This window comes from Streptomyces sp. NBC_00259 (assembly GCF_036181745.1).
GTDB classification, from domain to species: Bacteria; Actinomycetota; Actinomycetes; order Streptomycetales; family Streptomycetaceae; genus Streptomyces; species Streptomyces pratisoli.
Map to the genome: position 1 here is coordinate 6,233,535 of NZ_CP108080.1, position 26,842 is coordinate 6,260,376.

Sequence of the window (26,842 nt, forward strand, 5' to 3'; positions counted from 1 at the left end):
CGACGCGCCGACCAGGGGCGGGGGTTGCCGTGTTCCGGTTCCGAAGCGGTCACGGTCGGGACTCGTTACGGGACGGCCGGCGGCGTTTGAGAGAGTGGAGGCATGCTGCCCTCCTCAGAGCACCCCGGCGTCCGCGCCCGCCATGTCGTCGTCATCGGCGGCGGTATCGCGGGGCTCGCGGCGGCGCACCGGCTGGTCACCGCCGGAGCGCGGGTGACCCTGCTGGAGGCCACCGACCGGCTCGGCGGCAAGCTCCTGACGGGGGAGATCGCCGGCGCCCCCGTCGACCTGGGCGCCGAGTCGATGCTCGCCCGCCGCCCCGAGGCGGTCGCGCTCGCACGCGCCGTCGGACTCGGGGACCGGCTGCAGGCCCCCGCCACCACCACCGCGTCCGTCTGGACCCGGGGCGCGCTGCGGCCCATGCCCAAGGGCCATGTGATGGGCGTGCCCGCCGGCCCGGAGGCGCTCGAAGGACTGCTGTCCGCCGAGGGCCTCGCCCGGATCGCGCAGGAGCGCGAGCTGCCCCCGGCCGAACTCGGCGACGACGTCGCCGTCGGTGCCTACGTGGCGGAGCGCCTCGGCCGCGAGGTCGTCGACCGGCTCGTGGAACCGCTCCTCGGCGGTGTGTACGCGGGCGACGCCTACCGCATCTCCATGAAGGCCGCCGTCCCCCAGCTCTTCGAGGCCGCCAGGGCCGCCCACGGCTCCCTGCTGGACGCGGCGCGCGAGGTCCAGCGCCGGGCCGCCGCCGGGCAGGAGACGGCCGGCCCCGTGTTCATGGGCCTCGACGGCGGCATCGGCACCCTGCCGCCCGCCGTCGCCGCCGCCGTACGGGCCGGCGGCGGCGAGATCCTCACCGAGACCCCGGTGCTGGGCCTGACCCGTACCGCCGAGGGCTGGAAGATCCGTACCGACGAGCGGGAGCTGACCGCCGACGGCGTCGTCCTCGCCACCCCCGCCTGGTCCGCGTCCGCGCTGCTCGCCGCGGAGGCGCCGGCCGCCTCCGCCGAGCTGGCCCGGATCGAGTACGCGTCGATGGCGCTGGTGACCCTCGCGTTCCGCCGCGCCGACGTCGCCGCGCTGCCCGCCGGCTCCGGCTTCCTCGTCCCGCCGGTGGACGGTCGCACGATCAAGGCGTCCACCTTCTCCGCCCGGAAGTGGAACTGGACCGCCGAGCGCGCCCCCGGCCTCTTCCTGCTCCGCACCTCCGTCGGCCGCTACGGCGAGGAGGAGGCGCTGGAGCGGGAGGACGACGACCTCGTCTCGGTGTCCCTCAAGGACCTCGGCGAGGCCACCGGACTGGCCGCGCGGCCCGTCGCCACCGAGGTCACCCGCTGGATCGGCGGACTGCCGCAGTACCCCGTCGGCCATCCGGCCCGGGTCGCCCGCGTACGGGAGACGGTGGCCGCACTGCCCGGGCTGCGCGTGTGCGGAGCTGCGTACGACGGTGTCGGCATCCCCGCGTGCATCGGCAGCGGGCAGCGTGCCGCGGACGAGATCATCGCCACGGCCCCCCTGGTGCGGGGCACTGTCCGGGACGGGCGAGAATAGCCCTATGAGTGCGCCCGAAAAGATCCCGAACGCCGGTAAGAAGGCGAAGGACCTCAACGAGGTCATCCGCTACACCCTGTGGTCAGTCTTCAAGCTGCGCGACGTACTGCCCGAGGACCGTGCCGGCTACGCCGACGAGGTCCAGGAGCTGTTCGACCAGCTCGCCGCCAAGGACGTCACCGTCCGCGGCACGTACGACCTGTCCGGCCTGCGCGCCGACGCCGACCTGATGATCTGGTGGCACGCGGAGACCGCGGACCAGCTCCAGGAGGCGTACAACCTCTTCCGCCGCACGCGCCTCGGCCGTGCGCTGGAGCCGGTCTGGTCGAACATGGCGCTCCACCGCCCCGCCGAGTTCAACAAGTCGCACATCCCGGCCTTCCTCGCCGACGAGACGCCGCGCAACTACGTGTCGGTGTACCCGTTCGTGCGCTCGTACGACTGGTACCTGCTGCCCGACGAGGATCGCCGCCGTATGCTCGCCGACCACGGCAAGATGGCCCGCGGCTACCCGGACGTGCGCGCCAACACGGTCGCCTCGTTCTCGCTCGGCGACTACGAGTGGCTCCTCGCCTTCGAGGCCGACGAGCTGCACCGCATCGTCGACCTCATGCGCCATCTGCGCGCCTCCGAGGCCCGTATGCACGTCCGCGAGGAGATCCCCTTCTACACCGGGCGTCGCAAGAGCGTGGCGGATCTGGTGGCGGGGCTCGCGTGAGGCCTCCCGGCCGGGGGTCCGGGGGTTGTCCCCCGGGGGAGAGGGGCACGGGGCGTCGCAAGAGCGTGGCGGATCTGGTGGCGGGGCTCGCGTAACAGGCCCCGTACGACTTGGAGCGGGGCCGCTCCGACGGGCGGCCCCGCTCCCTTTGACCCGGAAGATCAGACGGCAGGCGGCAGCTTTCGCTCGACCGCCCGCCGGTCCAGCGACACCGGGTCCGGCTGCGGGTGCGGCGCGCATGACGCGCGCCGCACCGGCGTCCTTCCCGTCAGGAGATACGTCTCCATATGGCCGTTGACGCAGGCGTTCGCGCCGCCGGAGATGCCGTGCGTCCCCGACGCCCGCTCCGTGACCAGTACGGAACCGGCGAGCCGTTCCTGCAGTCGCAGCGCACCCGCGTACGGCGTGGCCGCGTCCCGCTCGGCCGCCAGGATCAGCAGCGGCGGCAGTTCACCGGGGCCGGTGCGGACGTCGAGCGGCTGCTGCCGTGGCGCCGGCCAGTACGCGCACGGCAGGTTCATCCACACATTGGCCCAGGTCTCGAACGGCGCACGCCGTGCCAGCGCGGTGTTGTCGCGGTCCCACACCGCCCAGTTCGTGGGCCAGGCGGCGTCGTTGCACTGGACGGCCGTGTAGACCGCGTTGCCGTTCTCGTCCTCGACGGCGTCGCGCGGATCGGGCGCGGCCTGCGCGACCAGGGGACGCGGATCGCCCTTCAGATACCGGGCGAGCGCGAGGGCGCGCCGTGGCCAGTAGCCGTCGTAGTAGACGGTCCTGACGAACGCCGAGTGCAGCTGGCCCGGACCCACCGTGCCGCCCGCGGGCGTTGCCGCCAGCCGGGCACGGGCCCGGTCGTAACTCGCCTGCACCTGCGCGGGCGTCCGCCCGAGACCGTACGTCCCGTGGTGCCGTGCGACCCAGGCGCGGAAGTCCGCCCAACGGCTCTCGAAGGCGAGCGACTGCTCCAGATTGCTCGTGTACCAGATCTTCGCCGGCTCCGGATCGACCACCGAGTCGAGGACCATGCGCCGCACATGGCCGGGAAACAGCACGGCGTACAACGCCCCCAGATAGGTGCCGTAGGAGGCGCCGAGGAAGGTGAGCCGCCGCTCGCCCAGGGCCGCCCGCAGCACTTCCAGGTCACGCGCGTTGTTGAGCGAGTGGTAGTGCCGCAGCGCGGGGCCCGCGTTGCGGGCGCAGCCCTGCGCGTACGCCTGGGCACGCGCGGCGCGCTCGCGTTTGTACGCGGCGGAGGGCAGGACCGGGGCCTGGGTGGGCGCTTTCGCGAACTCCGCCGGGTTCTGACAGGACAGCGGCGCGGAACGGCCCACTCCGCGCGGGTCGTAGCCCACCATGTCGTACGCCGCCGCGATCCGCTTCCACTCGCGCTCCTTCGCGAGCGCGGGGAAGTACATGCCGGAACCGCCGGGCCCGCCGGGGTTGTAGACGAGCGCTCCCTGACGGTCGGCCGGTGCGCCCGTCGCCTTCAGCCGGCTGACGGTGAGCCGGATCCCGGGGCCCCAGGGGTCGGCGTAGTCCAGCGGGACGGCGACCGTGCCGCACTCGGCGGACGGCGGGAGCTTCTGTGCCGCCGGGCAGGCGCCGAAGGCGACTCCGGTGGCCGCGGCACGCGCGGCGGCGACGATCGCGCCACGGTCCTCGGGCGTGCCGTACGGGGTCGGCGTCGCGCCGCCGGCCGGGGCCGCGGTGAGGGCCGAGAGGACCAGGGAGCCGACGGCTCCGTACAGGGCTGCTGCTCTCATCGCGTTCCCCTCGCGTTTCCCCGGCAGTGACCGTCGCACCGGCATCCGTGGCTCGAAGGTGGCCACAGGCTCCCGCTTTGTAAAGCACCTTTGTTCGGTGTTGCGGTCAATGACCCTTTTGAGTCGCCTGGTTGTCGCCGAGTGCGGCGCGCAGCGCCGGATCGTCGAGGGCGCCGGTCCCGTGCACGGCGACCTCGGTGAGGAAGGCCCGCTCCCCGCCGAGGGGGCCGTCACCGGCCGGAACCTCGCCGCCGTGGCCGGGGGACAGGCTCCGGAGCAGCCGCAGACCGTCCGGCGACGCCCAGCGGGTGTACGGGGACACCTCGACGCGGGCGATCACCAGGCAGCCCAGCGTGAGCACGAGCGGAAGCACGAACCACGCGGCCACCGTCCCCTTCGCCCCCGGTTCGTGAGGGAGCATCAGCAGCGCGACCGCCGCCAGCGCCACGGTGAACGCGGCAGCGCGCCGGACGGCCCGCACGGCGCCCGTCACCGACGCCCGCACCGCCTCGGGCACGGCGAGTCCGGCGGTGACGAGCCGGTCCGAGACGGCGCGTACGGCGTCGGCCGCGGCCGTCGTGTGCCGTACCGCCGCTATCCGGGACTGACCCTCGGGGCCGATGGCGCCGATCACGGAACGCTCCAGCTCGTCCGCGCCCTCCGGGTCGACGACCGTCGCCCAGCCGGTGTGCGCGAGCAGCAGCCGCCGTGCGCGGTGCATCGAGACCAGTGTCAGTGTGACCACGCGGTACGGGCCGCCGGCGAGGAACGCCGCCTCGTACAGGCTCAGTTCATGGGCATGGCCGCGTTCACGCCTCGGGGCGGCATCGTCGTGGCCGGCTTCGGTGGCCGCGGCCGATTCGGCGGTTCCGGCCGCTTCGGCGGCGGCGAGACACAGCCGTCCGCAGCTGATGCCCGCCGCGGCCCACGCCGGCAGCAGGAGGAAGACCCAGAGCATGGCGGAGTTGTACGCGACATCACCACCTTTGCGCCACGGGAATTCCATGATGCGGACCACCGAGGGCCGGGAGGTGCGGACGCCTCCGCGGGAGGACCGCCGCGCCCGCCGGTCAGCCGGAGCTGCCGCCGCCGCAGCCGGAACCTCCACCCGAGCTGCCGCCGCAGCTGGATCCGCCGCCCGAACTGCCCCCGCAGCTGGAACCCCCACCTGAGCCGCCGCCGCAGCTGGAACCGCTGCTGCAAGCCCCGCCCCCGCCACCGCCCGTGCCGCAGCCTCCGCCGCCGGAGCCGCCCGAGCCGGAGCCCGAGGCGGCGCACCACACGGCGACCGGGAACAGCGCGTCGGACGAACTGCCGCTCCGTCCGGAGCTGCCTCCCCCGGAGCGCACCAGCCGGGCCGCCGCGATCAGCTGCGCCTGGAGCACGGGGTCGGGCACGGCGCGCAGGCCTCCCACGGCCACCAGGTGGCCCGTGTCGGCGCCGTACGCATGGGCCAGGCGGTATTCCGCGGCCGCCCGGCGCCCCGCGCCCGTGACCCTGCTGCGCGCGTGGGACAGGCACACCAGCCCGATCACCACGCCCGCGAAGCACGCCGGCAGGACCTTCACGATGAACGGGAACGGCAGATCGGACAGCCCTTCGTACGCCACGTACTGCGCGAACGTCAGCACCAGCGACACCGGCAGCAACACGGCGGACAGCGCCGACTGCCAGACGCTCCAGACCCGCCACGTGCCGGCCGAACCGGGCGGGACCATCAGCCCGCGCGCCGCGAGCCCGTCACCGATCTCCTGCACGGCGGGGTTGCGCATCACGGCCAGCCGGAGGGTGTGCAGCGCGCCGCTCGGCGCCGCCGCGAGCTCGTCGAGCACCGCGCGCTCGACATGGTTGTGGGCCACGTGGTGCCGGACGGCGACGATGCCGGGACCGCCCAGCATCAGCCGTCCGTCCGTGCACATGGCGGCCAGCGCCGTGTCGACGGCACGGGCGGGCCCGCCGTTCAGGAACGCGACCTCCATGAGGTCGTGCACGGGGCCGCCGGGCCCGCGGCGCGCGGCCGCCAGCCCTCGGATCAGCAGCGTCGAGGAGACGCCCACGGCGAGAAACACCAGTACGGCGAGTACGTTCATCATCACTCCGGTCACCTCCTGACGAGGGCGGCGCGGGCCGCCCGGACGAGACGGGTGGTACGGCCGGGCGGGCGGGGTGCCGCCCGGTCCTGCCACCAGTGGGTGAGCCGCCGCCGCGCGACCGGGTCCTCCGGGCGGCCCGCGATGAGCAGCTGCTCGGCGAAGTCCAGCGCGTCGCGGCGGTAACCCTCTTGCATGGGACGGGACTTGGCGTACGCGAGGAACGCGGCGCGGTAGCCGCCGCCGAGGATCTCGGGCAGCTCGGGCGCCACCTTCGCCACGACATCGGCCCGCTTGGCGGCGAGCGCGCGGATCTGCACACCCAGCCGCCGGGCCTCGAATCCCTCCGGCGCGGGGGTCCCCGCGACGAGTGCGGACAGCAACGCGGCCTGCGCGAGCCCGAGCCGTTCCCGCGCGTGCGCGTGCGCGGCGGTGTCGGTGTCGGCGTCGGTGTCGGTGTCGACGTCGGTGTCGGTCCTGGTCTCGGCACCGGCACCGGCGTCGCCGTCCGCGGTTCCTGCCGTGTCGCCGCCGACCACGCCCGGCGGGAGCCCCTGCCCCCGACCCGCTTCGGTCACCGTCGCCCGTATCGTCTCCAGTTCCGCCGCCAGTTCCTCCGCCGGCGGGAAGTCGTCGTCCCGCTCCAGCAGCACCCCGGGCGGGTCGATCCGCGAACGCAGTTCCGCGAGGATGTCGAGGACCGGCCGGGGCACCGGGTGGGCGTGGGTGTCGTGCCAGACGCCGTCCCGCTCCATGCCGCCCGCCACATGGACGTACGCGATCGCCTCGACCGGCAGCTCGTCGAGGGCCTTCACCGGGTCCTCGCCCCGGTTGAGGTGGTTGGTGTGGAGATTGGCGACGTCGATGAGCAGCCGCACGCCGGTCCGCTCGACCAGCTCCGCCAGGAACTGCCCCTCCGTCATCTCCTCCCCGGGCCAGGAGATCAGCGCCGCGATGTTCTCCAGTGCGAGCGGCACCGGCAGGGCGTCCTGCGCGATGCGCACGTTCTCGCAGAGCACGTCCAGCGCGTCCCGGGTGCGGGGGACCGGCAGCAGATGACCGGCTTCCAGCCGGGGCGACGCGGTGAGCGCGCCACCGGCCCGGACGAACGCGATGTGCTCGGTGACCAGCGGCGACCCGAGCGCCTCGGCGCGCGCCGCCAGGTCCGCCAGCCGCTTCTCGTCCGGCCGTTCGGCGCCGCCGATGCCGAGCGAGACACCGTGCGGGACGACGGTGACGCCCCGCTCCCGCAGACGCGCGAGCGAAGCGGGAAGGTGCCCCGAGCACAGGTTCTCCGCGACGACCTCGACCCAGTCGAGTCCGGGCAGTCGCTCGACGGCGTCGGCGATCTCCGGACGCCAGCCGATACCGATGCCGAGCCTGCCCGGACCGCTCCGACTGCCCAGTCCGCTCCGACTGCTCCGAGTGTCGAGCTGCTTCATGGGTCCCCCCTCCGCTGCGTGTGCAGGGGTCATGGCCCCGCCGGACCGCGCCGAATCCAGAGGAGGGGACGTTCAGAGCTTCATTTGAGGTTCCGGCGGCCGAGCCGAAGGATCCGGCGCTCGCTTCGGGCCGGCCCCGCCGTCAGCCCCCCGCGCCCTCGACCGCGTCCGGAGCGGGACGGTCGGTGTTGACCGCCGTGGGCGGGCCCGGCTGTGTCGACGGGCGCGACGTGAACTGGTTCTCGCCCGTCGGGGCGGCCGGGGACGGCGCCGGCGGAAGGTTGCCGTCCGGCGGTGGCGGACCCGTGGGGCTCGCGGTCGCGCCGGTCGCCGCCTCGTTGGCGATGGCGTCGAAGTCGACCATGCCGGTGGCCTCCAGCATGGTGATGTGGTCCAGCACGGTCTGGTTGGCGTCGCTCGCCAGCTGCCGTATCAGGGTGTTCCGGGTGGTGTGCCGGACCTGGGCTATGAGGGCGAAGACCTTGCCGTGCGCGTTGCGCAGCAGGTTCGCGAACTTGTACTCGTACTCGCGGCCGCTCGCCGCCGACAGCTCGCGCAGCCAGCCCTGCTGCTGGTCGGTGGGCTGGTTCGGCAGCTCGACGCCGAGCTTGGCCGCGACGTTGCGCGCCCGCACGTCGAGGTCGGTGTGGCCGACGATCAGATGGTCCCCGGCGTCCTTGATGGCCTGGCTCGGGGCACGTTCGAGCGCCTGCTGCCCGGCGGGCAGCTCCCACAGTCCGGCCAGCCGGACCTTCACCAGGAAGTCCCGGTCGGTGGCGGTCAGCGGGCCCCACTGTGTCGCAACGGACGAGGCGTTGAGATTGGCCTGTCCCGTGCCGGAGCGGTCGGCGTAGGACCACACGGGGAAGGCGAGCGCCCCGACCGTGGCGACCAGTGCCGCGATGATGAGTGCTGTCCCGTTGATGCGCCGCAGCAAGTGTGCCTCCCGAGCCCGTGTGCGTACCGCAGAATCAACCGGTGACCGAAACCGGTGGTTCAACCTACTTGGCAGTACCGGAAGGTACGTAACGGGGCCCGGTTATGTTCAGCCGCGGTCGGGACGGTCGGCCACGACGGTGACCGAGCCCGGGGCGATCTCCGTGAATCCGGCATCCCGGACCGTCGGCAGGCCGCCGGCGGTGAGTTCGGCCCAACGGCCGGGCTGTGCCGTCCGTACGACCAGCGGGAACCCGGCCGCGCGCCACGCGGTGCGCTCGGTCTCGTCCATGTCCCACCACAGCAGTTGCGCCCCGTGACCGACCTGCGCCATCTCCTTGCCCGTCGACATGCGCAGATCGGGGTTGAGCCAGATCCGGGCGCTGCGGGGGTCGACGCCGTCGCCCGGCGGCTCGTCGGGGTCCGCCAGTTCGGTACCCGACACCTGCAGTTTCGCCAGTTCCTTGGGCCAGCCGTCCAGGGTCACCGGCGGGAACACCCGCACCTCCGCGGTCCCTCCGGTGACCGTGATGCCGGGCAGCGCGGACGCCTTGCGCCACTCCGCACCGCGCGCCCGCCGCACCACCTTGCGGATCCGGGCGTCCTGCCAGTCCCGCATGACCCGCGCCCACTCGCCGTCCCCGGACGACCGCTCGTCCGAGAGGATCACCAGGACCGCGCGGGCCGCCGCTTCGAGTGCATCGGTACGCGACGGCGGGTCGGTCTTCTCGATCCGGACCACGAGCGGCAGGACGAACTGGGGTGCTTCGTCACGCGAGGTCGGCTCCTGGCGGAAGGGACTGCCGGGACCATCGGAACGGTCGGGACGATCGGAACGGTCGTTGTTGTCGGAGCCGGAGGTACCGGCGGTGCCGTCGGTGCTGTTCACCCGGTCAGTCTGCCAGCCGCCCGGACGGCGGCTCTTGGCGGAACGGATGCCTCCGGGTGACGATGCCCGGCATGAAGAGCGATCTCTTTGCGGGCGAGTACATGGCACAGCAGGCGTCCGTACCGGGCATGAGCCTGCAGAACGCCAAGTCGATCAAGTACGCGGTCGATGGGGAGATGTTCGCGCGACAGGGCGCGATGATCGCCTACCGCGGCAGCCTCCAGTTCGAGCGGAAGGGCCAGGGCATCGGCGGCATGCTCAAACGGGCCGTCACCGGCGAGGGCCTGCCGCTGATGGCCGTACGCGGCCAGGGCGAGGCGTGGTTCGCGCACGAGGCCGCGAACTGCTTCATCGTCGACATCGAGCACGGTGACGCGCTCACCATCAACGGCCGCAACGTCCTCTGCTTCGACCCGACGCTCACGTACGAGATCAAGACGGTGAAGGGCGCCGGGATGTCCGGCGGCGGGCTCTTCAACAGCGTCTTCACCGGCCACGGGAAGCTCGGCGTGATCTGTGACGGCAACCCGCTCGTGATACCCGTCACCGCGCAGCAGCCCGTGTACGTGGACACCGACGCGGTCGTCGGCTGGAGCGACCGGCTGGAGACGTCGCTGCACCGTTCACAGTCCATCGGGTCCATGATCCGCGGCGGTTCGGGCGAGGCCGTCCAGCTGATGCTCCAGGGCGAGGGCTTCGTGATCGTCAGGCCCAGCGAGCTCACCCCGCAGAAGGCGTCGGCACACTGAGCGTCCGGTCGGCGGACAGCGGCACGGCGCCCGACGGCACGGTGGACCACGGCACGGCGGACGACGGCTGCCGCGCGGTCGCCGCGCTTCCCATGCCGGCGACTAGGCTCGTACGCATGGACGAAGCAACCCCGTACTGCGGCCCCTCGGCCACCCCGCCGCGGCCCGCGGACGAGCAGCCCGACGGGCCGTTCGCGGACTGTGTGCTGTGCGGGGAGCCCACGGAGTACCCCGAGTCGGTCAAGGGCGCGACGCTCTGCCCCGTCTGCGAATGGCAGGAGGCCCAGCGCACGGCCTGCTCCGGTTAGGCCTGCTCCGGTTGGGCCTGCTCCGGCCAGGCGCGGTCCCGGGGTCCCGGCGGTCCCCGTGATCGTCGGGCGACGACCACGGGGCCTCGGCCGACGTCAGGAGCTCGTGAGGACCACCAGTTGCCGGGTCGCCCGGGTCATCGCCACATAGCGGTCGACCGCCCCTTCGATGCCCTTGCCGAACGAGTCCGGGTCGACGAGGACGACCAGGTCGAACTCGAGCCCCTTCGACAGCTCCGGAGTCAGCGAGCGGACGCGGGGCGTCGCCCGGAACGTGGGGTCGCCGATGACGCAGGCGATGCCGTCGGCATGCGCACCGAGCCAGGCGGCGAGGACAGAGTCCAGGTCCGAGACGGATCCGTGGACGACGGGGATGCCGCTGCTGCGGATGGAGACCGGCACATTGGCGTCCGGGAGCGCGGCCCGGATGACGGGTTCCGCTTCCGCCATGACCTCCTCCGGCGTCCGGTAGTTGATGCTCAGCGAGGCCACGTCGATCCGGTCGAGCCCGATCCGCCCGAGCCGTTCCTGCCACGACTCCGTGAAGCCGTGCCGGGCCTGGGCGCGGTCCCCGACGATGGTGAAGCTCCGGGAGGGGCAGCGGAGCAGCAGCATCTGCCACTCCGCGTCGGTCAGTTCCTGGGCCTCGTCCACCACGACGTGCGCGAACGGTCCGGCGAGCCCGTCCGGGTCGGCGCCGGGCAGGGCGCTCTCGTCGATCAGCGTGTCCTTCAGGTCCTGTCCGTGCAGCATCGTCACCGCCCCTTCACCGTCGTCGTCGGCCGCGAGAACATTGGCGATGACGTCGGCCATGCGCTCGCGTTCGGCGGCCACCGCGGCGTTGTGGCGACGCTTTCGTCGCGCCGCCCCCGGATCGCCGAGCCGCTGCCGTGCCGCGTCCAGGAGCGGCAGGTCGGACACGGTCCACGCCTGGGCGTCCTCGCGCTGCAGCGTCCGGACGTCGTCACGGCTGAGCCAGGGAGCGCACAACCGCAGATAGGCGGGTACCGTCCACAGATCCCCGACGAGGTCGGCGGCTTCGAGCAGCGGCCACGCCCGGTCGAGGGCCCCGGTCAGCTCCTGGTCGTGCAGCAGCGCCTTCCGCAGCAGTGCGGGAGGGACATCGCCGTCGTGCTTGTCCTGGAGGATCGTGACCAGTTCCTCCCAGACCTGGTCGCGCGCCTCGTTGTGCGGAGTACCTGCTTCCGGTGCGTCGAACGCCTCGGCCCAGTCGCCGGCGCTCAGCCGGACCTCGGACCAGGGGGTCGTCACCGTCATCCCCTGGGTGGGCGGCTCCTCGTAGAACCTGACGGCCTTCTCGATCGCCTTGACCATGTGCGCCGAGGACTTCAGGCGGGCCACCTCCGGGTCGGTCTCGATCGCCGCTCCGGCTCCCTCGGTGACGAGGTCCCGCAGGGTGCAGGTCTGCACGCCCTCCTCTCCGAGGCTGGGAAGGACGTCGGCGACGTAGGCCAGGTAGGGCTGGTGCGGACCGACGAACAGCACACCGCCCCGACGGTGGCCGAGGCGCGGGTCGGAGTAGAGGAGGTGGGCGGAGCGGTGCAGAGCGACGACGGTCTTCCCCGTACCCGGACCGCCGTCGACGACGAGAGCACCACGGGAACCCGCCCGGATGATGGCGTCCTGGTCGGCCTGGATGGTGGCGAGCACGTCCCGCATCCGAGCCGACCGGTTGCTGCCGAGGCTGGCGATGAAGGCGGACTGGTCGTCGAGCGCGGCGTGCCGTTCGAGCCCGTCGGCGGTGAACACCTCGTCCCAGTAGTCGCTGATCCGGCCGCGGGTCCAGCGGTACCTGCGGCGGCTCGCCAGGCCCATCGGGTTGGCGTGGGTCGCGGCGAAGAACGGCTCGGCCGCGGGGGAGCGCCAGTCGATCAGCAGCCGACGCCCCTCGCCGTCGGTGAGGCCGAGCCGTCCGATGTACGTGGGCTCGGACTCGTCCGCGCCGACGATGTGTCCGAGGCACAGGTCCAGGCCGAAGCGACGCAGGGCGCGCAGGCGCGCGGTCAGCCGGTGGATCTCCACGTCCCGGTCCATCGCCTCCCGGCCCAGGCCGCCGGGCGCCCTGCGCAGGTCGTCGAGGCGGTCGGACAGTTCGGTGATCGTCTGCTCGAGGCTCTCGCCGAGGGCCGCGAAGTGCTGCTCGTCGCCGCCGATCAGCGCCGGGTCGGCCTTGGGGGAGAGACGGCCGGGAAGGTCGAACGCGCTCGTGGTCAGGGGGTTCATGCCATCAGCTCCGATCCGGGGCGGCGGTCGCGAAGTCCGGCGGCGCACAACCGCACCCCGGCGCCCGGTCCCCGCGACCGCGACGCGAGTCCCGTCGACGGCTCGACCTCACCGCACGACTCATCAACTGACAAAAGCCCACGCACTTAGTGAATCTCCCATTCCCGCAGCTTCCGGCTTCGGCCTGCGATTCTGCGGCATGAAGGGGGCCTTGCCGCAAGCCCCCCGGTGCGCTATACGTTGTGAGTGGCGGGGAGTGGGTACTCCTCCGCGCCCTGATCGCCTGGCTTTGATCATTTCGGCCCCGATCACGTGACACCGATCACGTGACACGGATCACATGACGCCGATCGCTCGATCGCTCGCCGTGGACCGGCCAGCCCCCTGCGAGGCGGCCCGCGAACCACGTTCCGGAACATCGCATCGCCACCGGTGCCGCGGCCGCCCCCGGCCGGCCCGGACCGCTTCTGCTGCCCTCTTACGGTGTCGCCCGCCGACTCCGCCGTCTCCTGCAGTCTCCTGCCCTCTTTTGCCTGACGGCCCGTCAAGAAGATTTCTTTGCGAGGGCGATGAACGCATCGCGGTGCGCCATCCGTATGTAGGGCCGGACGCGTCCCCCCTCCCGGTCCCTTTCGGCGACCGGAGTCCGTACCCCCGCAGGAGGCGAAGAGTTGAGTCACAGGCGAATACCCAAGCGGAAGGCCATACTCGCTGGAGCCGGGGCGGTGGGCATCGCGGCAGCGGCCGTACTGCTGCCGAATGCCAACGCCTCGCAGTCGGGCGACGAACAGAACGCCCCCAGAAAGATGAGCGCGGCCTCCGCCTCGGACCTCCTCCAGCAGCTGGGCAAGCAGCTCGGTGACTCCTACGGAGGCGCCTACTACGACGCGTCGAAGCAGCAGCTCGTCGTCAATGTCGTCGGCGACGACAGCGAAGGCAGCGACGACGTCGAACGCGCCGGCGCGGTGGCACGCAGCGTGCAGAACAGCGTGGCCACGCTGAAGTCGGCGACGCAGTCGCTGACGCGTGAGGCCGCAGTCCCGGGGACGGCCTGGGCCATCGACCCCAGGACCAACCAGATCCTGGTCACCGCGGACCGCACCGTCACCGGTGACCGGTGGAACCGCGTCGAGTCGGCCGTACAGGACCTCGGTGACGGAGTGGCCCGTATCAAGAAGTCCAAGGGCGAGTTCAAGACCTTCCTGGAGGGCGGGGACGCCATCTTCGGCGGAGGTTCGCGCTGCTCGCTCGGCTTCAACGTCACCACGCAGGACGGGCAGCCGGGCTTCCTCACCGCCGGGCACTGCGCCGTCGCCGCGGAGCAGTGGTCCGAGGAACAGAACGGCCAGCCGATCGGCACCGTCCAGGAAGCCGTCTTCCCCGGCGAGGGCGACTTCGCACTCGTGACGTACGACGACCCGGCCACCGAGGCCCCGAGCGCCGTCGACACCGGCAACGGACAGATCGTGGAGATCGGGCAGGCCGCCGACGCCGCCGTCGGCCAGGAAGTCTTCCGGATGGGCAGCACCACCGGCCTGAACGGTGGCCAGGTCACCGGACTCAATGCCACCGTGAACTACCCGGAGGGCACGGTCAGCGGGCTCATCCAGACCGACGTCTGCGCGGAGCCGGGCGACAGCGGCGGTGCCCTGTTCACCCAGGACGGCGACGCGGTCGGCCTCACGTCGGGCGGCAGCGGTGACTGCACCTCGGGCGGGGAGACGTTCTTCCAGCCGGTGACGACCGCCCTGGACGCCGTCGGCGCACAGATCGGCGCGGGGAACGGCGCGGGGGGCGGCCAGGACGACGGCGCGGGCGGCGCGGACGCCGGAGCAGGTGACGGCGCGGGCGGCGCGGACGACGGGGCCGGTGCCGGCCAGGACGACGGAGCAGGTGACGGCGCAGGCAACGGCCAGGACGACGGGGCCGGTGCCGGCGAGGACAACGGCGCAGGCGTCGGCGCGGACGACGGCCAGAACGACGGCCAGCACAACGGCTGACGGACTCGGCTGACGGACCCGACTGACACGGTCGGCCGGCAAGCGACGGGCCGTCCCCGACGGCTCGCACAGGAGGAGGCCGCGCAGGCGTGACGCACAGGTGGTCAGGCGCCCTCCAGGAGCAGCTTCCTGCACTCCGCCGCGTCGAAGTCGCCCTTCGGATACTGCGGATCGAGCTCTTCCAGATGCTCCAGCAGCAGTCTGCTGACCGCCCAGTTGCGATACCACTTGCGGTCGGCCGGGACGACGTACCAGGGAGCCGCGGCCGTCGAGCAGCGCTCCAGGGCGAGTTCGTACGCCTTGCGGTACGCGGGCCACAGGGCACGGTCCTCGATGTCGCCGAGGGAGAACTTCCAGTGCTTGTCCGGATTGTCGAGCCGGGCCAACAGCCGGCGGCGCTGCTCGTCGTAGGAGATGTTCAGAAAGACCTTGACCACCGTGACGCCGTCCGCGGCGAGGGACTCCTCGAAGCCGTTGATCTCGCCGTAGCGCCGGCGGATCTGCGCGCGCGGCGCCAGGTCGCGCACGCGGGCGACGAGGACGTCCTCGTAGTGCGAGCGGTCGAAGATGCCGATCTCGCCGGAGCCCGGCAGCTCGCGCATGACCCGCCACAGGAAGTGGTGGTCACGCTCCTCCGCGGTGGGCGCCTTGAACGCCCTGATCCGGCAGCCGGACGGATTGAAGTGGCCGATGACGTGCTTGACCGTGCCGCCCTTCCCGCTGGTGTCCATCCCCTGGAGGATCAGCAGCACCCGGCGGCGGTCGCCCGCCGTGCCGGCCGCGTAGAGCCGTTCCTGCAGCTTCGCGAGGCGCTGCCCGGTCGTGGTGGTGGCCGCGAGGCCCGCCGCCTTGTCACCGGGACCGGCCGGCACGGCCCCGGGGTCGTACGAGGCGAGGTCGATCCGTTCACCCGGCGGGACGCGGAGCAGGTCACGGAGCCCGCCACCGAACGGGTCGGGATGCCGCCCGCGCCCGCTGCTCTTGTTGCTCATCCTCGTCACCTCGTACCCCTTGCTGGTCCCCACAGATGTGCCTGTCCCCACCGATCCTTCGATCCTCCACCGGAACGGGCGGCCCCGCGAGCGAGATGCGCTCCGAAGACCGAAGACCGAAGACCGAAGACCGAAGACCGCAGACCGGCGGTCGGCGGCACGATGTCGGTGGCACGGCGGCACGGCGGTGCGGATGATCGGCGCATGTGGCATGTGGCATGTCGCATGCCGCACACCGGGCCCCGCCGGCGGCCGATCGCCGGCGGGGGCCCGACGTGCGGTCACGGGTATCAGCGCCAGGGACCGGTCACCGCGAACGTCGTACCGGGCGCGTAGCAGTTGACGTACATCGTCGCGGCGTCCGGTGAGAACGTGACCCCGGCGAATTCGCCCCACTCGGGGGCGTCCGGCGTACCCGTGTTCTGGCGGTTGCGCGCCAGCGCGTAGACCTCGCCGCGCTTGGTCAGCCCGTACACATGCTGCGCGCCACTGCCGTCCTCGCACACCATCAGCCCGCCGTCCGGGGCGAGACAGATGTTGTCCGGCGACTCGCCGGGCAGCTGCACGTCGCTCGCCGGCCCGAAGACGATCACGAGGGTGAGGCGGCGCCGCTGCGGCTCGTACTTCCACACCTGGCCGAAGTGGTCGGCCGCCGAGCCGTCCTTGCTGTGCGCGAAGCTGGAGACGAAGTACAAGGACGAGCCGCCCCAGTAGCAGCCTTCCAGCTTCTGGGCGTGGGTGATGCCCTTCGGACCGAAGTCCTGCAGCCGGACGGGGGTCTGCCGCGCCTGCGGATCGGGTACGGGGACCCATTCGACGCCCTCGAAGCGCGCGCCGGTCTCCTGGATCGCGGACAGGTCCGGCACCCCAGGTACCCGCATCGCCTCCAGGTGCCCGCCGGCCCGTAGCGAGCCCGTCCCGCCGAGCGGCTTCTCGGGCAGGAAGCGGTAGAAGAGCCCGAACGGCTTCTGGAAGGCGTCCTCCGTCTCGTACACGATCCCGCTGTGCGGGTCGACGGCGATCGCCTCGTGCTGGAAGCGGCCCATCGCGGTCAGCGGTACGGCTCCGGTGCGGAGCGGGTCGGCACCGTCGACCTCGAAGATGTAGCCGTGGTCCTTGGCGTAGCCGTTGGTGCCGGCCTTGTCCTCGTTCTCCTCGCAGGTGAGCCAGGTGCCCCAGGGGGTGGGCCCGCCCGCGCAGTTGACGGCGGTTCCGGCGACGGCGACGCGCTCGTCCAGGACGTTGCCGCGGCCGTCGAGCGTGATCGTCGTACAACCGCCCTTGGCGGCCGGGTCGTAGGTGAGGCCGTCGACGGTGGGGACGCCGATGCGGCCGTCGTGCCGGTTCTCGTGGTTGCGTACGAGGTGGACGCGGCCCCGGCGGCCCCGCAGGGCGGCCATGCCGTCGTGGTTGCTCGGCACGCTGCCCTCGCCGGAGCGCAGCGGATCGCCCTCCCGGGACAGGACCCGGTAGTGGAAACCTCTCGGCAGGTCGAGCAGTGCGTCCGGATCGGGGACGAGCGGGCCGTAGCCGGAGTGGCCACGGGCCGCCGCGGTGCCCACGAAGAGTTCGGAGAACGATCCGGTGAAGGCGATTCCGGCGACGGTCGTACCGGTGCCTGCGAGGATCTGACGCCGCGTCGCCGGCACCGACTGGTGCCGTGCCGACAACGGCTGGTCGTTTGCGGTCGTCATGGGGCAACTTCCTGCTGGGGCACCCCCATGCAGAAGGCCATGGGGGAGGACAGGACGTGACCCGCATGTGTGTACCACGCGTACGGTGACGCGTGAAGGCATGCGGGTCACTGTGCCCCGTGGGAGAGCCGGGGAAGCCGGGAGACCCGGGTGTCAGGCCAGCTTCGCGGTGAGGCTGATCGACGTGCCCGCCAGCGCCTGGCTCACCGGGCAGTTCTTCTTGGCCTCCTCGGCAGCCGCCTGGAAGCCCTCCTGGTCGAGACCCGGGACCTGGCCCTCGACGGTCAGGTGGATGCCCGTGATGCCCTCGCCGGGCTGGAAGGTGACATCGGCCTTGGTCTCCAGGCGGGTGGGCGGCGTACCGGCACCCGTGAGGCCGTGGGAGAGGGCCATCGAGAAGCAGCTGGAGTGGGCGCCGGCGATCAGCTCCTCCGGGCTGGTCTTCCCGTTCGCCTGCTCGGCGCGCGAGGGCCAGGAGACGGGCTGGCTCTGGATTCCCGAGGAGTCGAAGGTGACGACGCCCGAGCCCTTGAGCAACTCGCCTTCCCAGACGGTGTGCGCCGTACGCGTGGTGGCCATGATGGATCCCTTCTCAACGATTGCAAAGACTGCAATGAATCGGTTCCAACCGGCCCCAACCTACTGGAAGCTACCGGCCGACGAGGCCCTTCGCGTCCCGGGCGAGCGCCGTCAGCCGGGAGATCGCCCGGAAGTACTTCTTCCGGTACCCGCCCTTCAGCATCTCTTCACTGAACAGCTGGTCGAAGGGCAGCCCGGAGGCCAGCACCGGCACCTCCCGGTCGTACAGCCGGTCGGCGAGGACGACGAGCCGCAGCGCCGTCGACTGGTCCGGCACCGGCCGCACATCGGTGAGGCACACCGCGCGCAGGTCGTCCGTCAGCGCGCCGTAGCGACTGGGGTGCACCCGCGCGAGATGCTCCAGCAGCTGGGGGAAGCCGTCGAGGGAGGCGCCCTCGGTCGCGTACGCGGCCCCCGTGACCTGCTCGTGCGAGAACGGCGCCGGGGCCTCGGGGAGTCCGCGGTGGCGGTAGTCCTCGCCGTCGATCCGCAGCGGCCGGAAGTGCGCGGAGAGGCCCTGGATCTCGCGGAGGAAGTCGGCGGCGGCGAAGCGGCCCTCGCCGAGCTTGCCGGGCAGCGTGTTCGACGTGGCCGCGAGGGCGACGCCCGCTTCGACGAGCCTGGCGAGCAGGGACGACACGAGAACGGTGTCGCCCGGGTCGTCCAGCTCGAACTCGTCGATGCACAGCAGCCGGTGCCCGCTGAGCGTCTGCACGGTCTGCTGGAAACCGAGCGCGCCCACCAGGTTCGTCAGCTCGACGAAGGTGCCGAAGGCCTTGAGCGACGGCTCGGCGGGCGTGGCGTGCCACAGCGAGGCCAGCAGATGCGTCTTGCCGACGCCGTAGCCGCCGTCCAGATAGATCCCGCGCGGCGCGAGGGGCGCCGCGGGCTTCTTCGCGAACCAGCGGCGCCTGCCGCTGCCGGTGGCGTGCGCACCGCCCAGACCCGAGGCGAACGAGCTCAGCGCCGTGACCGCCTCGGTCTGGCTGGGCTGGTTCGGGTCGGGGACGTACGTGTCGAAGCGAACGGAGTCGAAGCGGGGCGGCGGCACCATCTCGGCGACCAGACGGTCGGCGGGGACGTGGGGCTCGCGGGCGCACAGGGACAGCGGGACCGCTTCGGTCATGGGGGTGGTGGACACAACCACCCACTGTACCGAGCCCCCCGGGCGGCGAGGTCCGGGGCGTTCCGCCGCGGGGACAGCGGTCCCGGGCGGGCCGTCGTCGCCGGTGGGGCCGTGCCAGACTGCTCGGTATGCGACGTCTGTTCCCCGTGACCGATCCCGCCGACCCCGAGGCCGCCCGCGCAGCGACCGACCGGGAGTGGGGGCTCGACGAGCTGGCCGACGCCTACGCCTATCCGGCCGGCGAGGGGCCGTGGCTGAGGGCCAACATGGTCTCGTCACTGGACGGGGCCGCCCAGCACGACGGAAAGTCCCAGCAGCTCTCGTCCGACATGGACATGCGCATCTTCGGCACGCTGCGGGCCCTGGCCGACGCCGTGATCGTCGGCGCGCAGACGGTACGGCAGGAGGGGTACCGCCCCGCGCGGGCCCGGGAGGCCTTCGCGGAGCGCCGGGCGGCCGCCGGCCAGGGCCCCGCCCCCGCGATCGTCGTGGTCACCGCCGGCCTGGACCTCGACTTCTCCCTGCCCCTGTTCACCTCCCCCCTGGTGCCGACGCTGATCCTCACCGGCGCCGCGGCGTCGCCGGAGCGGGTCGCCGCGGCCGAGAAGTCCGGCGCGGAGGTAGTGATCGCCGGCGACGGCCCGGGGATCGACCCGGCGCGTGCCGTCGAGGCCCTGGCCGGACGGGGAATGCGGCGGCTGCTGACGGAGGGCGGGCCGAGACTGCTGGGTCAGTTCGTGGCATCCGGGGTACTCGACGAACTGTGTCTGACGGTGTCGCCCACTCTGACCGCCGGCACCGCCCAGCGGATCGCCGGCGGACCGGCACGGACGGTGCCGGAGCGCTTCGCGCTGGCATCGCTGCTGGAGGAGGCCGGGTTCCTCTTCACCCGCTACCGTCGGATCTGACGCACGACCCCCGAAGGACGGCCGCCGTGGAAGGGCTCCCTGACGTGTTCACCAGCGTATTGATGATCGAGAAGCCCCTCACGTCCACCGACGTGGAATTCGTCACGACGCTGCACGGCGACGAGACGGTCTCCTTCATCGTGCTCATGCAGCCGCGCGGCGACCAGGCCGACCTGCTGTTGCGGGCCATCGACGACGTGGCCATGGGCGAGCTGAAGGAAGCCGCCCGTGAGGGCGAGGAGCCCGAGGGCAAGGAGGCCAGGCAGCCCGCGGAGCTCGCCCTGGAGCACTCCCTCGCCGCGCTGCGGGCCACCGGAAGCGAGGCCGTCGGCCAGGTCGTCGAGGACCATCCGCTCGACAAGATGAAGGCCGTCGTCGAGGAGTCCGGCGCCGACGAGGTGATCGTCCTGACCGCGCCGCACTACGTCGAGGAGTTCTTCCACCGCGACTGGGCCTCCCGCGCCCGGCACAGGGTCGGCGTACCGGTGCTCAAGCTCTTCGCGCACAGCGAATAGGCTGGGGCTCCGTACAACGTCACACGTCGCACCTCGCACCTCGCACCCCGGGAGACACACGCATGGCATCCGGCATTCCCCACGCCATGGAACGGCCGCACTTCATCGGCATCGGCGGCGCCGGGATGTCCGGGATCGCCAAGATCCTCGCCCAGCGGGGCGCCAAGGTCGCCGGCAGCGACGCCAGGGAGTCCGCCACGGCCGAGTCGCTGCGCGCGCTCGGTGTGACCGTTCACATCGGACATGCCACCGAGCACCTGGCGGACGACGCGTCCTGCGTCGTCGTCTCCAGCGCCATCCGGGCCGACAATCCTGAGCTTGCCCGCGCCACGGAGCTGGGCATCGCGGTGGTCCACCGCTCCGACGCGCTCGCGGCGCTGATGCGCACGTCGCGCGCCATCGCGGTGGCCGGCACCCACGGCAAGACCACCACCACGTCGATGCTCGCCGTCTCCCTGACCGAGCTGGGCCTCGACCCGTCGTACGCCATCGGCGGCGACCTCGCGGGGCCGGGCACGAACGCCCGCCACGGCGACGGCGACATCTTCGTCGCCGAGGCCGACGAGAGCGACCGCAGCTTCCAGAAGTACGACCCGGACGTCGCGATCGTCCTCAACGTGGAACTCGACCACCACGCGAACTACGCGTCGATGGACGAGATCTACGCGTCGTTCGAGGCCTTCACCGCCAAGATCCCGGCGGGCGGGACGCTGGTCGTCGGCGAGCACGCCGGCGCCCGTGAGCTGGCCGCCCGGGTCTCTGCGCGCGAGGACCTGACCGTGATCCGCGTCGGCGAGAGCGCCGACTCCGACGTCCGTATCCTCGCGATCACCCCGAACGGGATGACCAGCGAGGTCACCGTCGCCCTCCCCGGCCACGGCGAGATCACCTTCACCGTCTCCGTCCCCGGCCGCCACTACGCCCACAACGCCGCCGCCGCCCTCGCCGCCGGTGCCCGGCTCGGCATCGACCCGGCCGACCTGGCCCGCGCCCTCACCTCCTACACCGGGGTCGGCCGCCGCCTGCAGCTCAAGGGCGAGGCGAACGGCGTCCAGGTCATCGACTCGTACGCGCACCACCCCACGGAGATGACCGCCGACCTGGAGGCCATGCGTGGCGCCGCCGGATCCGGGCGGCGCCTGCTCGTCGTCTTCCAGCCCCACCTCTTCTCCCGCACCCAGGAACTCGGCACCGAGATGGGCCAGGCCCTCGCCCTCGCCGACGCCTCCGTGGTCCTGGACATCTACCCGGCCCGCGAGGACCCGATCCCCGGCGTCACCAGCGCCCTGATCACCGACGCCGCGACCGCGGCCGGCGCCACCGTCACCCCCGTCCACGACAAGGCGGCGGTCGCGGACGTCATCGCGGGAATGACCGGCCCCGGTGATCTCGTTCTCACCATGGGCGCGGGCGACGTGACGGATCTCGGACCGGAGATCCTGGCCCGCCTCGCCGAGTGAGGAGAGCGCATGGCGTACGACATCGAAAAGCCGGACGAGCAGTGGCGCGCGGAGCTGAACCCGGAGGAATACCGGGTCCTGCGCCAGGCCGGCACCGAGCCCGCGTTTCGTGGTGAGTACACGGACACCAAGACCACGGGTGTCTACTCCTGTCGCGCGTGCGGTGCCGACCTCTTCACCTCGGGCGAGAAGTTCGACTCGCACTGCGGCTGGCCGTCCTTCTACGACCCGAAGGACACCGACGCGGTCGAACTGATCGAGGACCGCTCGCACGGCATGGCCCGCACGGAGGTCAGGTGCGCCCGCTGCGGCTCGCACCTGGGCCACGTCTTCGAGGGCGAGGGCTACGCGACCCCGACGGACCAGCGGTACTGCATCAACTCGATCTCGCTGCGGCTGGAGCCGACCGAGGAGAGCTGATCGCGGAGAGCTGATCGCGAGGGGGGCGGCCCGTCGGCCGGACGGGAACCCGTCGGCCGATCGGGCCGGCGGGGGCCGTCACATGTCACACGGCCACGGTCACATGTCACACGGCTGCCGTGCCGGGCGGCGGCCGCGGACTCGACATGATCGGTGCCTTCCCCGGCCCGGACCCTACCGCCGCGGAGTCTCCCGGGGACGTCGTGCATCATGTCCACGTGGCTCACCGCATCAGCATCCTGATCTCGGCCTTCGGGGTCGTCGCCTCCACGCTTCTGCCCGTCGTCGCCATTCTTGCGTACTGGGCGGGTGCGACGCCTCTCTGGGTCGGAGCCGGGGTTCTGATCTTCCTGACGGCCGTCCACGCACTCGTACGTGATGTACGTGATGGCCGCCGCGCCCGAACGGGGCCGTCGGCCTGAGGCGGGACGCCTGCGGCCTCAGCGCGGACCCGTGGTCCCGGTCTCATCGTCCAGTGCCGCGCAGAGCCAGTCGTGGGAGGAACCCGGATTCGGTTCCGGAGGGTGCCCGGGGCCGGTCGTCAGGTCGGTCGTGAGCTGCCAGTAGAGGTCGATGCGGGGGTCGGCGGCGAGCTGCCGGCCGAGGAGGCGCCGGAAGGCCGGGGTGTCCCGGGTGCCGCGCGAGAGGGCGTAGACGGAGACGAAGCAGTCGAGCGCCTCGCCCGCCCGTGGCGGCCGCCCCGTCCTCAGTTCGGCCGAGGCCAGCGCGTACGCCTCGCCGAGACCGTCGTAGAGCACGGCGGGACGGTAGCCCCGGGCGGGCAGGTGCACCGCGGGCTGGGGGCGGACGGAGCCGGAGCAGTTCCCGGACACCAGCGCGTGCAGCCGGGCGAAGGACCACACCTGCGCGGGCGTCGGGTCGTCGGGGAGCTGCGGGACCGCCTGGTCGAGGAACGCGGAGACCACCCGGGACGGCAGCCGCGGCGGCAGCCAGTAGCGCCAGAACCGCACCATCGAGGCGGTGCTGGGCGGGACGCTCACGGCGCCGATCAGCCGGAGCCGTTCGGCGCGCTCACCGGCGTCGCAATCCCGCAGCATGCGCAGCGACGCCTCCCGCCAGCGCAGGGCGGCCAGTCGGGAGCCGAGCACCTCCAACTGCCCGCCGATCACGTCCTCCAGGACGTCGTCGAGCGCCTCGTCCTCCTGCTCCAGGACCCGGCCGACCTCGGGCACCGGCAGGTCGAGCGCCCGCAGGGAGCGGATCAGCCGCAGCCGGTCCAGCGCGTCGGGGCCGTACCGGCGGTGCCCGCCCGCGCTGCGGCCCGACTCGGGCAGCAGACCCCGGTCCGAGTAGAAGCGGACCGTCTTGACGGTGACGCCCGCGCGTTCGGCGAGCTCGCCGATGGTCCACGTTCCGTCTGGCGACACGGCTTGAACCTCCCTCAGGGGGAGTTCCTACGGTACCCGGACCCGGCCGGCCCGAGGGGGCCGACCGGGCCCAACCTGCCCTGGTCGAGGAGGCGTTGATGACGGCGTTCGTGCTGGTGTCGGGAGGTCACACCGGAGGATGGATCTGGCGGGAGGTGGCCGCCGGGCTGCGGGAGGCGCACGCCGTGGCGCACCCGGCCACCCTGACGGGCCTGGGGGAGCGCCGTCATCTCGCCGGTCCCGGAACGGACATGGACACCCATGTCGAGGACCTGGTGCAGCTCATCGACCACGCCGACGAACCGGAGGTCGTCCTCGTCGGCCACTGCTACGGCATCTACCCGGTGCTCGGCGCCGCCGGCGAGCGCCCGGAGCGGGTCGCCCGGATCGTGTACGTGGACGCGCCCCTGCCCCGCGACGGCCTCTCCATGCTCGACCAGGTCCGCGAGCAGATGCCGCAGGGGCCGGTCCGCGACCGGATGCTGAGCCAGCCGGCCCGGGCGAAGGACGGCTGGCGGGTGCCCGCGCCCACGCTGGAGGAATGGCGGGAGTGGGGGAACCTGGCAGGCGTCTCCGAAGACGCCCTCGCCCGGCTGGCACGCCTCGCCGCACCTCAGCCGGCGGGAACGCTGACCCAGCCGGTCCGCTTCCCGGACGTGGTGCACGAGCTGCCCATGACGGGCGTCTTCTGCACGGTCGGCGGCACGATGGACATCGCCGGCGTCGAAGCCCTGGTGGCGACGGGGAACCCGCTCTTCGGGCAGCTCGCCGAACCGCGGTGGGGATTCTTCGAACTCCCCACCGGTCACTGGCCGATGCTCTCCGCGCCGGACGACCTGGTGAAGGTCCTGCTGCGCGCCGCCGCGGGAGAGGGTCGGCGGGTCAGCCCTCGGTCGCGTACGTGACGAAGTCCGTCCAGGCGGTGGGGGAGAGGGCGAGCCGGGGGCCCTGGGTGTGCTTGGAGTCGCGGACGTGGACGGTGGTGGGGCAGGCGGCGACCTCGACACAGTCGCCGTCGCCGCCGCTGCTGTACGAAGACTTGTGCCAGGAGAGTGCGACCTCCACGCAGTCGTCGCCGGAGCCACCGCTGTAGCTGCTCTTGAACCAGGCCAGTTCCGCCGTGTCGCTCATACTGCTCCTCGCATCCGCCGCAACAGGCTCAGGGAGTCCTCCAGAGTAAGAGCCTGTGAGCGCATCCTGGCATACCGCATCTGGAGCATGCTGACCACTTTCGCGTCGGAGACGAACTGGCCGCTTTCCTGCCCCTCGCAGTATCCGAACCACTTGTTGTCGGGGGTCTCCAGCAACCGCATCGGACCGTCGAGTCCCGCATGGCTCTCCCGCACCAGCGGCATGATCTGGAGCTCGATGTTCCGCTGTCCGGCCAGGTCGAGGATGTGGTCGACCAGTTCGCGTGTGACGTGCGTACCACCCATCCGCCGAAGGAACAGGTGCTCTTCGAGGATGAAGCCGTACGCCGTGTTCGGGCGTTCCCGCAGCAGCCGCTGCCGTTCCAGCCGGGCCGCCATCTGCGCCTCGATCTGCTCGTCGCCCAGCGGCGGGAGCTGGTTGACGAACAGCGTCCTCGCGTACGCCTCCGTCTGCAACAGTCCTGGAATCAACCGGCATTCATACGTGTAGAGACTGCTCGCCACCGCCTCCAGCCGCGCCCACCTCCGGAACCACGCCGCCAGCCCCGGCCGGCGCGAGAGGTGCTGCGCCGCCCGCCGCAGCGCGCCCGTGTTCCCGAGCGCCTCCTCCGCCCGCTCCACGAAGCCCTCGTCCGGCATCCGGCGGCCCAGCTCGATCGAGGCCACCGTGTGCTTGGAGTACCCCACCAGCGGGGCGAACTCGCCGCGGCTGAGGCCCGCGTGTTCGCGTAACGCCTGGACCACCGCGCCGAACGTCCTGAGACTGTCCGAGGTCTCCGGTTCCACCGCGTTCGTACCGGCTCCGCCGGCGTCCGTCATCGCCATCCGGTCATCGTCACGGTTGGTGACGCGTACCGTCCACCCCGAGTGCGCGTACGCTGACACAGCGTACGCGGTGTCCCTCTGGAGAAACCCCTGGTCCCGCCGCCACATTGGGGTCCATGACCGTACCGGCCGCCCCACCGACCGCCACCGCCGCGCCCCAACCGCCCGTCACCGTACGTGTGTTCACCCAGCGCTTCAGCTCCACACCGCGCGGCGCCCGGCTCGCCCGGCACCTCGCGCTCCACCAGCTCCACTCCTGGGGCATCCCGCACGGGACCGAGGTGTCCGAGACCGCGGCCGTACTGGTCGCCGAACTGGCCGCGAACGCGGTGACGCACGGCCGCGTACCGGGGCGGGACTTCGAGCTGAGGCTCGCCCTCGACGCGGGGACGCTCACCGTCGATGTGTCGGACGCGCGGGGCGAGCGCCGCCCGCCCGGGCCCGGCGAGAGCGCGCTTCCCACGGGGAAGCCGGACCTGCCGGACGACGCGGAGAGCGGCCGGGGCCTCGTGCTCGTCGCCGAGCTCGCCGATCGGTGGTCGGTCCTCGACCGCTTGCCGGTCGGGAAGACCGTGCGCGCCGAACTCGACCTGCCGCACTGAGCGCTCGGAGGGGCCGCCGGAGCGGGCTACGCGGGCTGGAGCAGGTCCCAGCGGTTGCCGTACAGGTCCTCGAAGACGGCGACCGAGCCGTACGGTTCGTGGCGCGGCTCCTCCAGGAAGCGGACGCCGGCCGCCGTCATCCGGGCGTGGTCGCGGGCGAAGTCGTCGGTGTGCAGGAAGAAGCCCACCCGGCCCCCGGTCTGCGCGCCGACGCTCGCTGTCTGCTCGTCGCCGCTCGCCCGCGCCAGCAGCAGGTCCGTGCCGCCTGCTTCGCCGCCCGGCCGGACCACGACCCACCGCGAACCGTCGCCCCGGTCGGTGTCCTCGACGAGGGTGAAGCCGAGGGCGTCCCGGTAGAAGGCGATGGCCTCGTCGTAGTCACGGACGACGAGGGTGACGAGAGCGATTCGGGGCGGCGGTGCGGTGGACACGGGGAACGGGTCTCCTTGCTCGGGGGCGCCCCAGTATCGCCGACGCTGTGCACAATGCCTC

At 72.3% G+C, this 26,842-nt stretch carries 27 protein-coding genes; 12 read left to right on the forward strand and 15 right to left on the reverse strand.

Annotated elements, in window-relative coordinates:
* The first annotated feature begins 102 nt into the window (after positions 1–102).
* Together hemG and hemQ are read left to right on the forward strand one after the other, a co-directional pair.
* A complete protein-coding gene (gene hemG, locus OG766_RS28015; protein ID WP_328726479.1) occupies positions 103–1,551 on the forward strand; it encodes a protoporphyrinogen oxidase in 1,449 nt (482 codons plus the stop codon).
* 4 nt (positions 1,552–1,555) lie between these two features.
* Positions 1,556–2,269, forward strand: coding sequence for a hydrogen peroxide-dependent heme synthase (gene hemQ / locus OG766_RS28020; protein WP_266387679.1), 714 nt, complete (start codon positions 1,556–1,558; stop codon positions 2,267–2,269).
* 161 nt (positions 2,270–2,430) lie between these two features.
* On the opposite strand, the gene OG766_RS28025 is transcribed toward hemQ, so the two are convergent.
* From OG766_RS28025 to OG766_RS28050, 6 genes are all read right to left on the reverse strand, one after another.
* Entirely contained in the window at positions 2,431–4,032 is a 1,602-nt protein-coding gene (locus OG766_RS28025; RefSeq protein ID WP_328726480.1) for an alpha/beta hydrolase, read from the reverse strand.
* Between the two features lie 106 nt (positions 4,033–4,138).
* Positions 4,139–4,990 carry a TIGR04222 domain-containing membrane protein gene (locus OG766_RS28030; RefSeq protein WP_328727537.1) on the reverse strand — a complete coding sequence of 284 codons (852 nt, stop codon included), beginning with the start codon at positions 4,988–4,990 and terminating at the stop codon, positions 4,139–4,141.
* A gap of 112 nt (positions 4,991–5,102) precedes the next feature.
* Positions 5,103–6,122: a TIGR04222 domain-containing membrane protein gene (locus OG766_RS28035; protein WP_328727538.1), complete on the reverse strand. Its 1,020-nt coding sequence runs from the start codon at positions 6,120–6,122 to the stop codon at positions 5,103–5,105.
* 11 nt (positions 6,123–6,133) lie between these two features.
* Positions 6,134–7,564, reverse strand: coding sequence for a DUF692 domain-containing protein (locus tag OG766_RS28040; protein WP_328726481.1), 1,431 nt, complete (start codon positions 7,562–7,564; stop codon positions 6,134–6,136).
* A 142-nt stretch (positions 7,565–7,706) separates the two neighbouring features.
* Positions 7,707–8,498, reverse strand: a complete 792-nt coding sequence (locus OG766_RS28045) for a DUF4142 domain-containing protein (protein WP_266388807.1) — start codon at positions 8,496–8,498, stop codon at positions 7,707–7,709.
* A gap of 111 nt (positions 8,499–8,609) precedes the next feature.
* On the reverse strand, positions 8,610–9,389 hold the full coding sequence (locus tag OG766_RS28050) for an aminoacyl-tRNA hydrolase (RefSeq protein WP_328726482.1): 780 nt from the start codon (positions 9,387–9,389) through the stop codon (positions 8,610–8,612).
* Between the two features lie 71 nt (positions 9,390–9,460).
* On the opposite strand from OG766_RS28050, the gene OG766_RS28055 reads away from it, so the two are divergent.
* Both OG766_RS28055 and OG766_RS28060 read left to right on the forward strand, forming a co-directional pair.
* Positions 9,461–10,138 (forward strand): AIM24 family protein, encoded by a 678-nt coding sequence (locus OG766_RS28055; protein WP_266387669.1) that lies wholly within the window; start codon positions 9,461–9,463, stop codon positions 10,136–10,138.
* A gap of 116 nt (positions 10,139–10,254) precedes the next feature.
* Positions 10,255–10,446 (forward strand): hypothetical protein, encoded by a 192-nt coding sequence (locus OG766_RS28060; RefSeq protein WP_266387667.1) that lies wholly within the window; start codon positions 10,255–10,257, stop codon positions 10,444–10,446.
* A gap of 96 nt (positions 10,447–10,542) precedes the next feature.
* Here OG766_RS28060 and helR read toward each other — a convergent pair whose 3' ends face one another.
* Positions 10,543–12,690, reverse strand: a complete 2,148-nt coding sequence (gene helR, locus OG766_RS28065; protein WP_266387664.1) for an RNA polymerase recycling motor ATPase HelR — start codon at positions 12,688–12,690, stop codon at positions 10,543–10,545.
* 671 nt (positions 12,691–13,361) lie between these two features.
* Here helR and OG766_RS28070 point away from each other — a divergent pair.
* Positions 13,362–14,690 (forward strand): S1 family peptidase, encoded by a 1,329-nt coding sequence (locus OG766_RS28070; protein ID WP_266387661.1) that lies wholly within the window; start codon positions 13,362–13,364, stop codon positions 14,688–14,690.
* Positions 14,691–14,794: 104 nt separating this feature from the next.
* On the opposite strand, the gene OG766_RS28075 is transcribed toward OG766_RS28070, so the two are convergent.
* From OG766_RS28075 to zapE, 4 genes are all read right to left on the reverse strand, one after another.
* Positions 14,795–15,682, reverse strand: a complete 888-nt coding sequence (locus tag OG766_RS28075; protein WP_266387659.1) for a PPK2 family polyphosphate kinase — start codon at positions 15,680–15,682, stop codon at positions 14,795–14,797.
* A 290-nt stretch (positions 15,683–15,972) separates the two neighbouring features.
* Positions 15,973–17,376, reverse strand: coding sequence for an alkaline phosphatase PhoX (locus OG766_RS28080; RefSeq protein WP_328726483.1), 1,404 nt, complete (start codon positions 17,374–17,376; stop codon positions 15,973–15,975).
* A gap of 153 nt (positions 17,377–17,529) precedes the next feature.
* Complete coding sequence (locus tag OG766_RS28085) at positions 17,530–17,955, reverse strand: OsmC family protein (RefSeq protein WP_266387654.1); 426 nt, start codon at positions 17,953–17,955, stop codon at positions 17,530–17,532.
* Between the two features lie 70 nt (positions 17,956–18,025).
* Positions 18,026–19,081: a cell division protein ZapE gene (gene zapE / locus OG766_RS28090; protein WP_266388802.1), complete on the reverse strand. Its 1,056-nt coding sequence runs from the start codon at positions 19,079–19,081 to the stop codon at positions 18,026–18,028.
* Between the two features lie 128 nt (positions 19,082–19,209).
* Here zapE and OG766_RS28095 point away from each other — a divergent pair, with 128 nt between their 5' ends.
* The 5 genes from OG766_RS28095 to OG766_RS28115 all read left to right on the forward strand — a co-directional run bounded on the left by OG766_RS28095 (position 19,210) and on the right by OG766_RS28115 (position 22,806).
* On the forward strand, positions 19,210–19,989 hold the full coding sequence (locus OG766_RS28095) for a pyrimidine reductase family protein (protein WP_266387652.1): 780 nt from the start codon (positions 19,210–19,212) through the stop codon (positions 19,987–19,989).
* 44 nt (positions 19,990–20,033) lie between these two features.
* Positions 20,034–20,504: an indole-3-glycerol phosphate synthase gene (locus OG766_RS28100; RefSeq protein WP_266388799.1), complete on the forward strand. Its 471-nt coding sequence runs from the start codon at positions 20,034–20,036 to the stop codon at positions 20,502–20,504.
* Between the two features lie 62 nt (positions 20,505–20,566).
* The gene (gene murC, locus OG766_RS28105; RefSeq protein ID WP_266387650.1) at positions 20,567–21,964 is read left to right on the forward strand and encodes a UDP-N-acetylmuramate--L-alanine ligase; all 1,398 of its coding nucleotides are present in this window, start codon (positions 20,567–20,569) and stop codon (positions 21,962–21,964) included.
* 9 nt (positions 21,965–21,973) lie between these two features.
* A complete protein-coding gene (gene msrB, locus OG766_RS28110) occupies positions 21,974–22,384 on the forward strand; it encodes a peptide-methionine (R)-S-oxide reductase MsrB (protein WP_266387648.1) in 411 nt (136 codons plus the stop codon).
* A 218-nt stretch (positions 22,385–22,602) separates the two neighbouring features.
* Positions 22,603–22,806, forward strand: a complete 204-nt coding sequence (locus tag OG766_RS28115; protein ID WP_266387646.1) for a hypothetical protein — start codon at positions 22,603–22,605, stop codon at positions 22,804–22,806.
* 18 nt (positions 22,807–22,824) lie between these two features.
* On the opposite strand, the gene OG766_RS28120 is transcribed toward OG766_RS28115, so the two are convergent.
* The gene (locus OG766_RS28120; RefSeq protein WP_266387644.1) at positions 22,825–23,772 is read right to left on the reverse strand and encodes a helix-turn-helix domain-containing protein; all 948 of its coding nucleotides are present in this window, start codon (positions 23,770–23,772) and stop codon (positions 22,825–22,827) included.
* A gap of 98 nt (positions 23,773–23,870) precedes the next feature.
* Here OG766_RS28120 and OG766_RS28125 point away from each other — a divergent pair, with 98 nt between their 5' ends.
* The gene (locus OG766_RS28125) at positions 23,871–24,677 is read left to right on the forward strand and encodes an alpha/beta fold hydrolase (RefSeq protein WP_266387642.1); all 807 of its coding nucleotides are present in this window, start codon (positions 23,871–23,873) and stop codon (positions 24,675–24,677) included.
* Here OG766_RS28125 and OG766_RS28130 read toward each other — a convergent pair.
* Positions 24,655–24,903, reverse strand: a complete 249-nt coding sequence (locus OG766_RS28130) for a DUF397 domain-containing protein (protein WP_266387640.1) — start codon at positions 24,901–24,903, stop codon at positions 24,655–24,657. The genes OG766_RS28125 and OG766_RS28130 overlap by 23 nt on opposite strands.
* Positions 24,900–25,748: a helix-turn-helix domain-containing protein gene (locus OG766_RS28135; protein ID WP_328726484.1), complete on the reverse strand. Its 849-nt coding sequence runs from the start codon at positions 25,746–25,748 to the stop codon at positions 24,900–24,902. The genes OG766_RS28130 and OG766_RS28135 overlap by 4 nt, the downstream gene beginning before the upstream one ends.
* Positions 25,749–25,864: 116 nt before the next feature.
* Here OG766_RS28135 and OG766_RS28140 point away from each other — a divergent pair, with 116 nt between their 5' ends.
* Positions 25,865–26,350, forward strand: a complete 486-nt coding sequence (locus tag OG766_RS28140; RefSeq protein ID WP_328726485.1) for an ATP-binding protein — start codon at positions 25,865–25,867, stop codon at positions 26,348–26,350.
* A 26-nt stretch (positions 26,351–26,376) separates the two neighbouring features.
* On the opposite strand, the gene OG766_RS28145 is transcribed toward OG766_RS28140, so the two are convergent.
* Positions 26,377–26,781 carry a VOC family protein gene (locus OG766_RS28145; protein ID WP_328726486.1) on the reverse strand — a complete coding sequence of 135 codons (405 nt, stop codon included), beginning with the start codon at positions 26,779–26,781 and terminating at the stop codon, positions 26,377–26,379.
* Positions 26,782–26,842 lie beyond the last annotated feature (61 nt).